A 13,697-nucleotide genomic window follows, 5' to 3' on the forward strand; every position below is an offset into this window, starting at 1 on the left:
GTATGAATCGTAAACCTGTGGCGTTGAAATTCCCTGCTTGCTTGTTGTTCCTTTTGGTGTCTTCGATATTGGCGCTTTTTTCGTCGTGCGCGCAGGATGGCGATGGCCCTCTCGACGTGATGCCGAATGGAAAATCCGTATCTGGCGAGGGATTTTTCCTTGGTGCGACACTTGACTCGGGCAAGACGGTTCACCTGATTTCGGATACGCTTTACATTACGCTTTCGCAAATTTGGTCTTTTTCAAATTGCTCGTTGACCTCGATTGACTTGAATTATTCTTTCGAGGATTCGGTGCTCGTCTTTTTGCCGAAGGTGAATATCAAGGTGAATACGGATGACTGCCCGTCGCCAATGTACCGCCCGGATTCGACTTTTAAAATGTTGACGGGTCGCGGCATTTCGCCGAACATTACAAACATCATCATTAAAAATCACTTGGATTCGCTCTTGGATTCCATCAAGCTCCGCCGTGGAACCATTGAACGCGACACGTTTAAAATCTTTGTGGATTCTGCTTTTGCGAAACCTTCCGAGTTGCCGCTGCGAACAAAGAAGTCTCCTTCGATTGTCCGTGTGCTGGATTCGCTTACGCCGCAAAAGTTTTACTGGAGAACGCTCCGTGCAAACTGCACCATGCGTGTAGACATGTGCAATGATGTTGTTGCCGATACGGTTTACCCCACAAGTTGGAGAGAATCGGATACGGCACTTGTGCCGGTGCGTTATGCTTGTGCTTCTGAAGATTCCACGTACTGCCTGAATTCTAAATGGGAATACGATTCGACATCGCTTGGCAAGGTGAAGGAACGTCTCGATACGGTATGGCATATGAGCACGTACTACGTTGAAGACATTCCCTCATGTGCGATGGTGAATAAATTCTCGCATACGGCGCTTCTTTATAAGGGCGATATGACTTTTATTCGAGAGCTTTTTGTTCCCGATGAAAATGAACGCTCTTGCGGCCCTTCGACAAAGAAGGACTGGGTTGCATTTGACCTGGCGACAGATAGCCTTGTGGTTGAATCTGAAGAAGGTCCTTCGATAGATAGTTTGTATAAAGTTTGGAAATCGGCGACTGTCGCGCGTGATACGCTTGAAGCCGAATCGACGGAGTCAAAATGATTGAATATACCTTTGTTGCTGAAATCCCTGAAGAAGATAAGCCGATAATTCTCGGAAGTAAGATTTATAAGCAGTGGCTTGAAGCTTCAGAGAAAAAGTTCAAGATTACAAAGGTGCATTTTGCTTCGGTCGATTACTTTAGCAAGCGCCATGAACCGCTGTTTATCAAGCTGAATGCGACGGCCTTTTTGCCGGATGGAAAGCCGGTTCACGGAATTGTGCTTGTGCGCGGCCATGCTGTGGGCGTGCTTGTTGTGCTCCATTGCGAAGGCAAGCGTTATTTGCTCTTGGTGCGTCAGCCGCGATTTGCAATCTCGGAAACGGATTCACTTGAAATCCCGGCGGGGATTCTCGACTGGTCGGGCGATTTCCGCAAGGTGGCTCTCTCGGAACTCGAAGAAGAAGCGCAAATCAAGGCGAAGGACTCCGAACTGATTGACTTGATGGACTTCTGGTATAAGGGCAAGAGCGAAGGCTTTGCCGGAAGCTGCGGCCTGTTGGATGAACGCATTCGCCTTTATGCGATTGAACGTAGCGTGACGCGCGAAGAGCTTAATGCGATGGATGGCAGGAACCAGACCTACACGGATGAAAACGAATGGATCCGTACGGAAGTTTTGCCTTACGAAGAAGCCGCTCACCAGTTTATCGACGGAAAGAACTTTATTGCTCTGTTCCTCTACGAACGCTGGCTTGAAGCGCAGAAAGTGTACTACTAATTAGTCGCTAATTACTAAAAAATCGTATTGTTAATTGTAAGTCCTGCGAAGAACAGGATCAAGTAGCCGTACCAAAGGCCCGTTGTTACGTAATTCAGTACGCGCTTGTACTTTTTCGGCTCGTCCTTATTCTTTTCCTTGATTCGGATAATGTTCTTTTTGAGATAAAAAACGCAGAGTGCAAGTCCGCCGATGCTGATAAGGATGAGAAGTACGTAAGCCATATTTTAAATATAGCATAATGTGAGAGTCAACGAGAGGCGCGTCAACAAGTTTGGCGTTTTTGACGCGTGTTTATAAAAAAGCTAATTTTTGGATATGAAACGATTACTTTTGATTTTGCCTATTTTATTGTTCTTCTATTCATGCGCTGATAACGGTGCACAAGCGGAGGATAAATCCGATAAAAAATCCCGCTTTCAGAAATATACTGACTGTGTGCCTCGTTCCCTTAAAAAGAGTTCTGCGCTTGCTAAGGAGGGCGGGTATACTGGCGCCTTGACATTGGATGTCGTTATTCGTGATTTTCAATCGAATCATCCGGACTTTGAAAACTTTTCAGAAGTGGCTGCTGAACATTTGGATGATGTTTATAATTACAAGACTTCAACTGGTACGGCGATGAACCTTAATGGTTATGATGTTACGTGGTACAGTAATGCCCCGTATCATTATACCTGTGGTAATGCTTTGCTTGGTAGTGGGGTGCAGATTGGTGCTGATGGTCTTCCGATGATGGTAAATCCTGCGTTGCCTGCGTACTTGCAGACGGTTTCTTCGGAAAAGGCCTTGGAGTATGGTGATTGTACACGACATAATCTGGGATCTTTTCAGCAAGGTTACAAGAATGCAACGGATGATGTAAGTGGTTATAAGTGTGTCGCAGGGGATATGACTTGGTCAAATCCGGTTATTTATACGCCGGGAATGGTCTCTCCGCATTTGGCTTTTGCTCCAGGTGCTAGTAGCGAAATTGATATGCTGAATGACGTGAAAATTTTAAAAGCGACGGAGGCATGTGATAACCAGTACTTTGAACAGTGGTATGCTGATGTTCCTGGTGTAAACAAGCGTATCAACACGACAATGGATATACCGAAAGATCCAAATGGCACCAAATACTTTATTTTTGAACAAAATTACAACAATGGTGGTTTCTTTCCGCTGGATAGCATTGATCCTGTGACAAGGTCATGGATTAGTGCCAAATATCCGGATCAGTTTGACCCTCAGTCGCTTTCTATTTATTGCCCGCCTTTTGACTATCAGTATGCGCATACTCAGCAGGATGCGTGGGGACAAAATACGTATAAGCTTTGCCAGTCTTGGCTGAATTATGGTGGACCGCGTGCTGTAAATTCAGCGGGATCGGGCCTAAGTGCTGCTGCTCTGGCAGCTGCGGAAAATGGTAAGCTTGGCTTACAGCACTTGCGTAATTATGGATTTACCATGATGGGGTATGCTAAATTTAAGTACAAATTATCGAATCAGGTTCCGTTGCCAGAAACATTTGAATTTGTCGGTGATGATGATATGTGGATTTTTGTGGATGGCGTGCTCGTTGTGGACTTGGGCGGAACGCATGCGCCTGCCCCAGGTAAGGTTGATATTAAAGTCCTTGCCTATAATAACCACGGTTGCCATGCGGGTGAGCCTTTAGCCGCTTACTCCAATTGCGCTGGTGCCTCTGATGTTACTGGCTGGGCCGATGATACTTGGCATCACTTGCATATTTTCTATGCAAATCGTCAGTCCGATGGTTCTAATGTTTATATCCGTTCTTCTTTGGCCGAAGTCGCTCCGACTCGTTTTGGCTATCCCACGATAAATAATGTTGTTACGAAAGTTGATAAGAATGGTAGTGCCGTAAATTCGATGTACCTGAATACGCCATTGAGTGACGCTAGTGTAGCAAATATTATGAGTTTGGGGTCGCCGTCGTTGCTGGTGATGCGCGAGACCAATGTGAATGGCAAAATGCAGACTGTTGTGAATGGTTTTTATATCACTTCCATAAAGGATCCGATTGATAAGGGAGCCGATGGTTTTATGTATCAGTTTACGGGAGTCTTGAAGGATGCTGCAGGTAACGTCGTTGATGGTGGACTCTTGGCAGATGACCGCATCGCTTTTAATGTGCCGTATAGCAAGGGCCTTGATGATGATGGCAATGGCGGAAACTTCTCTAATGATGTCTGGAACCAGATTATGTCCTGGAGCAAGCTCATGACTTTCGTTGTAACATCGTCGTCTGGGCAGCAAGTGGAACGTTTTGAAGAAATGGAATGGTGGGCCGAAAATCTCTATTCCTCAGAACGTGTGGATAATCCAAAGAAACCTGAAGAAAATCCAGAAATTGAATACTGTGAAGATTGATAGTTTTTGGTGAGAATAACATTAATTTGAATATGAAATCTCTAGCGAAAAGTGGCACACGGGATTCCCGCAGGCCTTGATCTTTTGATAATATGGATAAAGTTTTTCTGTAATTAAAGTATTAGCTTAAACGAAAAGACCCCTTTCGGGGTCTTTTTTTGTGTATTGAAAAAACTTTGTTACTTGCTTTGCGCGAGGCTTTCCTTGAGTGCTAGAATCTCGGCTTCAGGAAGCTTGGATATGCGTACGACCTTTTCAACGGAGTCGCCTTCTGCAAGCATGGCTTTTGCCATTTCACGACGTTCTTCGTCTGCTCTTTTGCGTTCTTCGGCTACTCCTTCAGAATGACCTTCTGCACGGCCTTCTGCAAATCCTTCGGAATGTCCTTCTGCACGGGCGTGCTTCTTTTCAACGTACATTTCGTAAAGACGGTCGCTCATAGCCATAGCCTCACTTACAAGAAATTCTTCTGTAAAGATACTCAATTCGGCCTTTTTCTGCAATAGAGCGAATATGGATTCACTTGGAACAGCAATAGGGTTTTCGTTGTTGAGTCCATCTATAACTCGAAGCCATTGTGCGAGGAGGCTTTGGTCTGAAGCATAGTTCCCTTTTATGAATTTGGGAATTTCAACAAGCGTGACTGTCTGTTTCTTGAAAAATTCTTCGTTATCTTGGTTTTTAAGCCTGATGCTATGTCGATAATTTTTAGAATCGGGGAAACCGTTGAACATTTGCAGACTAATGAGGTTTAAATCGCGAAGCCAGTAGCTATCTCCGCGAACCTTGCTTGCTATTGTATGTTTTGCGGTATAGAAAACAAGTCGATCGCTGTATGTTTCGTCTTCTACGTGCTGGACCTCAAGAACGATGCGCTCAAGACGCTGGTTTTCTGCAACAATATCTGAGGTTGTTGTTTTGCTGAAAGCGCTATTTACGGCTGGGTTTACGAAGGTGAGGTTGTCGATACAGTCTCCGCCATCCAACTTGAGAATTGCATTCAGGAAGTTTGCTGTCATTTCCATGTTTTCGGGATTTCCGAAAATCATCTTGAAAATCGTGTCGTTGTAAATATAGGCGTACTTGTATTTTTCACGGTATTCCATAATGCACTTATGGGTGTCGCCTCCTTGCTTATGTGTTTCGCTGATGTCTTTGAGCATTGCTGCGTATTGTTCTTTATTCATAGGACTCCAAATTCGCTATATAGCGGAGGATATGTGTACGCTAAAAAACGTACACGCTTTGTGTATTGTTATTGGTTAGTTTATTTCAAAGCCGACAATCTTTATAACGGTCGGGATATGTATCGCAGCGTATTCCGCATGGGTTTTCCAAGGCAGGGGTGGTCAAGCCGCCGCTTCCGTCAATACCGGACCTACGACTGCGAGAAGGAATGTTCCCGCCCGTGGATGCGTACGCCTCTGTCAGCGGGTCTTTCTCGTCGTAATAGTGAAAATAGATAAAGCGGAGTAGACGTGCAATAGGTCGCGTTGCGGGGCCTTATACCCCCTAATTCATATAATTGCAGTTGCCTAAGGGCAAAAAAATTTCTCTATTTGGTGTGTACTGACGTTCGTGGGTTCAAATTTGGCTTGAACGAGCCGGATTCGGGTCCGAATACGAACGCCGTTTATTGTAAGAGGTTTATTTGGTCGCCCAAGAAAAACTGAATTCTCTCATTGCCGATGCATGCAAGTCCGCATCTGTTACGCTTGTGGAAGCTGATGTGTTCCGTGCTGGCAAACGCAAGACATTGCGAATCTTTATCGACAAGCCCGAAGGTGTTACTATCGATGACTGCACGAACGTGAGTCATTTCCTTTCGGATGCGCTGGACCTGGATCCCGAGTTGATCGAGGGCGCTTATACGCTTGAAGTTTCTTCTCCGGGAATAGACCGCCCCCTCAAGTCTATGGCGGACTTTGAACGCAACAAGGGGCGCCTGCTCCGTGTGACACGCTCGACGGGCAAGCCAGTGACTGGTGAACTTTTGAATGCCGACGAAGAAAATCTGACGCTCAAGCTCAAGGGCAATGCCGGCGAAATCGTCATACCGCGGTCCGAAGTGCTTTCGGCCAAGGTCGAAGTAGAAATTAAATAGGAAGGTCAACTATATGAAGAACGAACCGAAAGTAAACTTGCTCGACGTACTCAAGGAAGTCGTTGAAGACAAGAGTGTCGATGATTCCGTGATTTTGGACGCCCTCAAGAAGGCTCTTATTTCTGCGGCCCGCAAGTATCTGCACATCGAAAAGAAGATCAACGTCGATATCGACATGGAAACCAACGAAGTCCATGTGTTCTTGAACGTCGAAGTTGTCGATGACTATCCGGACTACGACCCGAACATGACTGCCGAAGAAGTTGCTGAAATGGACGAAGGCTATATGCTCGTCGATGAAGCTCGCGACTTCAACGAAGATGCTCAGGCAGGCGACAGCCTTTATATGGAACTCCCGACCTCCTCCTTTGGTCGTCAGGCTATCCAGACTGCAAAGCAGCTCTTGACCCAGCACATCCGCAGTGCCGAATGCCAGCGCATCATGGACATCTACCGCAGCCGCATCGGTACGATCATCAACGGTACGGTGCTCCGTTTGGAACAACGTAATGTTATCGTTGACCTTGGCAACAAGATTGAAGCTGAACTCCCGGCTCGCGAACAGATCCCGCACGAACGCTTGACTCAGGGCGCTTCTGTGAAGGCTGTGATTGCACGCGTGGAAGAATCTACGAAGAGCGGTGCTCAGGTTATTTTGTCTAGATCCAACGCTGACTTCCTCAAGGCTTTGCTCCGTCAGGAAGTTCCGGAAATCTACGAAGGCACTGTCGAAATCAAGGCTGTTGCCCGTGACTCCAAGAATCGCCGTGCAAAGATCGCTGTTTACTCTCGCGATGAGAAGATTGACCCGGTTGGCGCTTGCGTCGGCATGAAGGGTGCTCGCGTACAGACGATTGTCCGCGAACTTGGCAACGAACGTATCGACATCGTTCATTGGGACGAAAACTTCGACGTGTTCGTTCAGCGTTCCTTGGCTCCGGCATCTGTCCTCAAGATGTTCCCGGTTCCGGATACGGACCGTATCGTGATCATCGTGGATGACGAAAACCTCGCTCAGGCTATCGGTAAGGGTGGCCAGAACGTGGAACTCGCCGGCCGTTTGGTGGATCGCAAGCTTGACGTTCATGGAGAACAGGAATGGTCTCAGATGGACGAAGAAGCCAAGAACAACATCCTCGCTCCGAACTATGAGGATGAAAGAAGAATGAGAGCGAAGCGTATGGACGAAGACAGAAAGGCAAAGGCCGCAGCTGTCAAGAAGGACGTGAACGCTTAAAAACTTTTGCGCAGGGCAAATAGTTTAACGGAAGAATAAGAAAAGGAATTGAATAGGCTATTCATGACGAATGAATCTCAAATGAAACCTAAGGATTGGGCAGATGCTCATGGATTGAAGGTTGATGTGGTGATGAAGCTGCTCCGCGATGCAGGCGTTGCAGTTCGTACCCATATGTCCAAATTGGATATGGCAGACTTTGCTAAAATCGAGGATGCTGCCGCTGCCGAAAAACAGAAGCAGGATGCCCGCAACAAGAATCTCAAGAGGCCTACAGCTTCTGAATCTGATTCTTCCGCTTCCGCTCCTGCAAAGAAGAAGGAAACGTCGGTTGCGACGAACAGACTTGGCTTGAAGGTGAGCCTCAAGAAAGGCCCGGGCGCCCGCAAGGATGCTCCGAAGCCTGTCGCTAAACAGGATCCGAAGTCCCCGGTCGCAAAGCCCGCTGCTCCGGCTGCCGTAAAACCGGCCGCCCCGGCACCTGCACAAGTTGCTCCGAAGCCTGCCGCACCTGCTCCGGCTCAAGTCGCTCCTGCCGCTCCGGCACCGAAGCCGGCAGCACCTGCTCCCGCACCTGCCGCAGCACCTGCTGCTCCAGCCGCACCGGCTGTAAAGCCCGCCGCTCCTGCACCGGCCCCGGCACCTCAGGCAAAGCCTGCCGCCCCGGCGCCTGCACAAGCAGCTCCGAAGCCTGCTGCTCCTGCTCCGGCTGTAAAGCCTGCCGCTCCGGCCGTCGCAAAGCCCGCTGCTCCGCAGCCGACAATGATGTCTGCTACGACAGAACTCAAGCAGCCGCCGATGAAGGCTCAGGTCTTCAAGCCCGATGCTGCAATCCTTGCCCGTATCGAAAAGTCTCGCCAGCAGGCTCAGGCCGCTCGCAACAACCACCGTCCGAATGGTGGAAACCGCAATGGCGGCAATGGCCAGGGTTACACGGGTACGTTTGGCCGTCTCTCGAACAACGGCAATGGCGGTAACGATAACCGCAACAATAACAACAATAATCGTCGCCCGAACGGCGGTAACGCTAGCAGCAGTAGCCGCGGCTATACCGGTCGTAACGGTGGATTCTCCAGCGGTTCCATGCAGGAAGCTTTCAACGCTTCCAACAACAATAACCAGTCTCTCGGTCAGAACAACCAGAACGGCAAGGGCAATGGCAAGGGCCAGAACGGCCGCCATGGCAACGACAAGAACCGCCGTAGCAATACTAAGGACCGTCAGGAAATGCAGAGGGAACAGCAGCAGGAAGCCGTTCGTCAGAACGTCTCCCGCGTGATGGCATCCCTCTCCAAGAACCCGGTCAAGAAAGTTTATCACAAGGAACATTCCGAAAACAACTCGGGTGAAGAAAAGAAGATCCTCAAGACTTCTGACTTCATTACCGTGGGCGAACTCGCAGGCCTCATGGACCAGATGCCGGCACGCGTCATTGCAAAGTGCATGGAAATGGGCATGATGGTGACCATTAACGCTCGCCTTGATTTCGAAACGATCCAAATTTTGGCTGATGAATTCGGTTACGAAGCTCAGCTGATGGAAGAATACGAAGAAGAAGCTCTCGGCATCGAGGAAGAATCTCAGGAAAATCTCCAGCCGCGTCATCCGGTGGTTACCGTCATGGGCCACGTTGACCACGGTAAGACTTCTCTCCTCGACTGGATTCGTAAGACCCACGTGGTGTCCGGCGAATCGGGTGGCATTACGCAGCACATCGGTGCATACGAAGTCACCACCAAGCAGGGCAAGGTTACCTTCCTCGATACTCCGGGTCACGAAGCCTTCAGTGCTATGCGTGCTCGTGGTTCCCAGGTGACCGACGTTATCGTTCTCGTCGTGGCTGCTGACTCCATGGTGATGCCGCAGACGGTTGAATGTATTGAACTTGCCAAGCGCGAAAATGTGCCGATGGTCGTCGCCATTACAAAGATGGACCTTCCGACCGCAAACCCGGACAAGATTCGCGCCCAGCTCGCAGAACGCGGTGTGGAAGTCGAACAGTGGGGTGGTCAGACCAGCTGTATCGAAGTTTCTGCACGTACGGGTCAGGGCATGGATGTCCTCCTCGAAACGCTCGCTCTCGAAGCTGAAATTCTTGAACTCAAGGCCAATCCGGATACGCACGCCCGTGGTGCTGTCGTTGAATCCAAGCTCGACGTGGGTAAGGGTTCCATGGCTACGATCCTCGTGCAGAACGGTACGCTCCATGTGGGTGACCCGTTTGTTTGCGGTATCTACGCAGGTCGTGTCCGTGCCATGTTTAACGAACGCGGTGAACAGATGAAGGAAGCTCCTCCGTCTGCTCCGTGCCAGGTGCTCGGCTTTGACGGTACTCCGCAGGCCGGTGACGAACTTGTCGTGGTGGAAGACGAAAAGACCGCACGTGAAATTGCTTCCAAGCGCCGTATGGCCGCTCGTGAACGCGATCTCCGCGCCCGTAAGACGGTCTCTCTTGAAAACTCCTTCAACGCAAAGAAGGAAGGTACGCTCTCCGAACTCAACCTTATCGTCAAGGCCGACGTGGGTGGTTCTGCAGAAGCTTTGGCCGCTTCCCTCGAAAAGCTTACCAACAAGGAAGTCCGCGTCAACATCATCCGCAAGGGTGTGGGTACGATTACGGAATCCGATATCCTGTTTGCAACGACCGCACAGGCTATCATTATTTCCTTCCACCTTATGCCGTCTCTCGCTGTCCGCGAAATGGCCCAGAAGGAAGGCATCGAAATCCGCAACTACCGCGTGATTTACGACTGCATTGAAGATATCAAGAACGCTGTGGAAGGCCTCCTCAAGCCGATCATGCGCGAAGAACTCGTTGGCGAAGCCGAAATCCGCCAGGTGTTCAAGGTCCCGAAGGTTGGTCTCATCGCTGGCTGTATGGTTACCGACGGCGAAGTCGACCGCACGAGCCATGTCCGCGTTTACCGCAACGGTATCGAACTCGGTACGACCGTGGTCCAGTCCTTGAAGCGCATGAAGGACGACGTCAAGTCTGTCGCTCGTGGCTTTGAATGCGGTATCGGCCTCAAGGGTTACGACGATATCAAGGAAGGCGACAGCCTCATCTTCTTCAAGGAAGTCAAGGTCGCCCGTACGTTGGAAGACGTTGCCCGCGAAGAAGCTGAAGAAAAGGCAAAGAAGGCTGCTGAAGAAGCTGCCGCAGCGAAGGAAAACGCTTAATGACTCGTAGAACCGATAGATTAGGCGAGCAGTTCCGCGAAGAGATCTCCAAGCTCATCCAGAAGGGCTTGAAGGATCCGCGCGTGAGCACTCTCGCGAGCATTACCCGTGTGGACATTACCGAAGACCTGAGCTATGCAAAGGCCCTCGTCTCGGTGATGGGTTCCGATAAAGAAAAGCGCGATACGCTTGTCGGACTCAACAATTCCGCCGGCTTTATCCGTGGCGTCTTGGGCAAGGCCTTGAAGATTTTCAAGGTTCCGGAGCTCAAGTTCGTTCTTGACGAAAATCTCGAACATGCCATGCACATTGAAGAAATCCTTGCAGAACTGAAGCAGAAAGGGGAACTTTAATTGTCCTCTTCCGGCTTCGTCCTCTTGGACAAAATTGCAGGTGAAACATCTTTTAAGGCCCTTTTCCCTCTGAAAAGGGTCTTTTGTACTAAACGCGTGGGCCATGCAGGTACGCTCGATTTGCGTGCAAGCGGGCTCATTATTGCCGCTACGGGTCGTGCAACGCGCCTTTTGCCTTACATTGAGGCGAAGGACAAGTGCTATACGTTCAGGCTCCACCTTGGCTATGAAACCGATACCTTGGAATGGGACGGGGAAGTGGTTAAGGTAGACGACAAATGCGTGGGGCGAGAGTCGCAGCCATGCTTGCATGGATATGACCGAGCCCAGCATTTGGGACTTGAGCAAAGCGAAAGTCCAAAGACGAGAGACGAGAGTGGTTGTCATCCTGGAGCCGAAGGCGATAGGATCCAGTGCGGAGTGCCTTCGGTGACGCGCGCGGACCTCGAAGCTGTTCTCTCGCAGTTCATTGGCGACATTGACCAGGTTCCGCCCAATTACAGTGCTGTGAAAATCGATGGCCATCGCGCAAGCGACTTGGCGAATCGTGGTCGTGAAATTGAACTCAAGCCTCGCCGCATTCATATCGAATCGCTCAAAGTCGTGGACGAGGGCAAGGTTACGGAAGGCTGTACCGGCAAGTGCTTTGCCACGTTTGATTTGGAATGCAATTGCAGCAAGGGAACGTACATCCGTTCGCTCGGTCGTGATTTGGCTCGTGCGCTTGGTACGTGCGGCTGCGTCTCGATGATCCGTCGCCACCGCATTGGTGATGTGACTGTGGATCGCGCTGTTCGTGGGGACGCTCTCACGCCGGAACATTTGCTCCCTGTAGACCAGGTGCTTGATTTCCCGGTTGTCCGCTTGAATGACGACCAGGTGAAAGCAATTCGTTTAGGAAATTGGGTGCCGTGGCGCACTCCTGTTGAAAATTTAAGCACAACGCCTGGGGCGGAAAAGTTTGTCTTTACCGCCGATAAGGATGGCGCTGTGATTGGGCTTGGGGTTTATGACCCGGGCCGCATTTGCCCCAAGTTCTTTTTAGGTGATGATTAAAAAGGTGATTCCCGATCAAGTCGGGAATGACAGATAAGGTGATGATTAAATGAAACGCGCTGTGACAATGGGTAATTTTGATGGATGCCATTTGGGGCATCAGGCGCTTTTTCGCACGCTCAAGGCGGTTGCCGAAGTGAACCATTTGCAGCCAACGGTCATCAGCTTTGAACCCCATTCTAATTACGTCTTGCGTGGGCCGGGCGATCCGTTGCTCCTCACGACGACCGAAGAAAAACGCGAATTTGTCGAGAGCCTTGGCATTGAATTTTTGGTATTGCCGTTCACGCACGAATTGGCAAAACTCCCGTTTGATAAATTTGTCCGCACGGAACTGATTGAAAAGCGCGAAGTCGTTTCGATGTTCTTTGGACACGACCATTGCTTCGGTGCCGGCGGCAAAGGCAATTACGAGACGATTACCGCTGCGTTCCCGGAACTCTCGACGCAGATGCTTTCAATGGTTTTGCACAAGGGCGAACGCGTGAGCTCTTCTGCAGTGCGCAATGCGCTTTTGAACGGCGATGTGGACCGCGCGCAGACTTATCTGGGGCGCCCGTATCGCTTGTCTGGAACGGTTGTGGTTGGCAAACGCCTTGGTCATACGATTGGATTCCCGACGGCGAATGTGCAGATGGAACAGTTCAAGTTCTTGCCGAAAGGCGGTGTGTATGTTGCAAGTGCAAGACTCTCGGATGGTCGCATTTATCGCTCTGTCGTGAACATCGGAACGCAACCGACAACGCCCGGAACGCATAACCTTGCGGTCGAAGCGTATCTGCTTGACTTTAACGAAGACATTTACGGCCAGCATTTAGCGCTGGACTTGCTCGCCTTCTTGCGCCCCGAAAAAAAATTCGCAAGCATCGAAGATTTGGTCCGCCAGATTGGCATGGACGCCGACACCGCCAAAAATTATAACGGAAATCACTGGGCGGAGTAAGGGAACTAGCATGAGCAACTTGTAAATACTTTTTACAAGTTGACTTTTCTAGCATTTTTGAGTTTTGTCGTTTTTTGCTTTACCGGTAAAGTTGGTGCTCGTAATTTTGAAGACGGTCACGGTGGTGGCTTGTTCGGGCGTGAATTCGAACTTGTGCGGGATCGCTGATTGCGAGGAACGCGCGGAATCTGGGTGGTGCGTGGAACCTGTTGCCTGACGTTCCATTAGGAGCGAGAGTCCGCGGCATTTTTCAGTCACGTCTTCGACGATTTCGGCTTTGCCTTGCCCGACAACGCTTGCGTAAAAGCGCCCGCTTTTGCAATAGGCTTCTTCGTGAATCTCGATGCGGTTTTCAACGCACATGCTAAATGCGACATTCGGATTTTTGCGGATGCAGTCAAGTTTTTTTCCGACATGAGCACAATGGAAATACAGTTCCAGAACGCCGCTGTTTAGGCTGTATCCGAATGACAACGGAATTACGTAGGGTAGGCCTGCGTTTGTGTCATCCACCATCGCGACATGGCATGTTGTGCACTGTTCGATAATCTTCGCGATGTTTTCATCGCCTAAAACTTCTCTGTCCTTGCGCCGCATATTAC

The 13,697-nt window shown here is 49.8% G+C and carries 12 protein-coding genes; 9 read left to right on the plus strand and 3 right to left on the minus strand.

Going from position 1 to position 13,697, the window contains the following annotated elements; genetic code table 11:
* Positions 1-2: 2 nt before the first annotated feature.
* Together CRN95_RS06365 and CRN95_RS06370 are read left to right on the plus strand one after the other, a co-directional pair.
* Positions 3-1,127 (plus strand): hypothetical protein, encoded by a 1,125-nt coding sequence (locus CRN95_RS06365; protein WP_097020408.1) that lies wholly within the window; start codon positions 3-5, stop codon positions 1,125-1,127.
* A complete protein-coding gene (locus tag CRN95_RS06370; protein ID WP_097020409.1) occupies positions 1,124-1,846 on the plus strand; it encodes an NUDIX domain-containing protein in 723 nt (240 codons plus the stop codon). The genes CRN95_RS06365 and CRN95_RS06370 overlap by 4 nt, the downstream gene beginning before the upstream one ends.
* A 14-nt stretch (positions 1,847-1,860) precedes the next feature.
* On the opposite strand, the gene CRN95_RS06375 is transcribed toward CRN95_RS06370, so the two are convergent.
* Complete coding sequence (locus CRN95_RS06375) at positions 1,861-2,070, minus strand: hypothetical protein (RefSeq protein WP_097020410.1); 210 nt, start codon at positions 2,068-2,070, stop codon at positions 1,861-1,863.
* A 94-nt stretch (positions 2,071-2,164) separates the two neighbouring features.
* On the opposite strand from CRN95_RS06375, the gene CRN95_RS06380 reads away from it, so the two are divergent.
* Positions 2,165-4,222 carry a fibro-slime domain-containing protein gene (locus CRN95_RS06380; RefSeq protein WP_097020411.1) on the plus strand — a complete coding sequence of 686 codons (2,058 nt, stop codon included), beginning with the start codon at positions 2,165-2,167 and terminating at the stop codon, positions 4,220-4,222.
* 179 nt (positions 4,223-4,401) lie between these two features.
* Here CRN95_RS06380 and CRN95_RS06385 read toward each other — a convergent pair whose 3' ends face one another.
* Positions 4,402-5,409: an Rpn family recombination-promoting nuclease/putative transposase gene (locus CRN95_RS06385; RefSeq protein WP_097020412.1), complete on the minus strand. Its 1,008-nt coding sequence runs from the start codon at positions 5,407-5,409 to the stop codon at positions 4,402-4,404.
* A gap of 464 nt (positions 5,410-5,873) precedes the next feature.
* Here CRN95_RS06385 and rimP point away from each other — a divergent pair, with 464 nt between their 5' ends.
* From rimP to ribF, 6 genes are all read left to right on the plus strand, one after another.
* Positions 5,874-6,326: a ribosome maturation factor RimP gene (gene rimP / locus CRN95_RS06390; protein WP_014546932.1), complete on the plus strand. Its 453-nt coding sequence runs from the start codon at positions 5,874-5,876 to the stop codon at positions 6,324-6,326.
* Positions 6,327-6,339: 13 nt separating this feature from the next.
* Positions 6,340-7,563 carry a transcription termination factor NusA gene (gene nusA / locus CRN95_RS06395; RefSeq protein ID WP_088629410.1) on the plus strand — a complete coding sequence of 408 codons (1,224 nt, stop codon included), beginning with the start codon at positions 6,340-6,342 and terminating at the stop codon, positions 7,561-7,563.
* A gap of 81 nt (positions 7,564-7,644) precedes the next feature.
* Entirely contained in the window at positions 7,645-10,743 is a 3,099-nt protein-coding gene (gene infB, locus CRN95_RS06400) for a translation initiation factor IF-2 (protein ID WP_235002911.1), read from the plus strand.
* A complete protein-coding gene (rbfA, locus tag CRN95_RS06405) occupies positions 10,743-11,096 on the plus strand; it encodes a 30S ribosome-binding factor RbfA (protein WP_014546935.1) in 354 nt (117 codons plus the stop codon). The genes infB and rbfA overlap by 1 nt, the downstream gene beginning before the upstream one ends.
* A gap of 96 nt (positions 11,097-11,192) precedes the next feature.
* The gene (locus CRN95_RS06410; RefSeq protein WP_235002912.1) at positions 11,193-12,152 is read left to right on the plus strand and encodes a tRNA pseudouridine(55) synthase TruB; all 960 of its coding nucleotides are present in this window, start codon (positions 11,193-11,195) and stop codon (positions 12,150-12,152) included.
* Between the two features lie 49 nt (positions 12,153-12,201).
* Complete coding sequence (gene ribF / locus CRN95_RS06415) at positions 12,202-13,095, plus strand: riboflavin biosynthesis protein RibF (RefSeq protein WP_085490840.1); 894 nt, start codon at positions 12,202-12,204, stop codon at positions 13,093-13,095.
* A 48-nt stretch (positions 13,096-13,143) separates the two neighbouring features.
* Here ribF and CRN95_RS06420 read toward each other — a convergent pair whose 3' ends face one another.
* Positions 13,144-13,692, minus strand: coding sequence for a pyridoxamine 5'-phosphate oxidase family protein (locus CRN95_RS06420; RefSeq protein ID WP_088629406.1), 549 nt, complete (start codon positions 13,690-13,692; stop codon positions 13,144-13,146).
* Positions 13,693-13,697 lie beyond the last annotated feature (5 nt).

This window comes from Fibrobacter sp. UWB16 (assembly GCF_900215325.1).
Taxonomy (GTDB): Bacteria; Fibrobacterota; Fibrobacteria; order Fibrobacterales; family Fibrobacteraceae; genus Fibrobacter.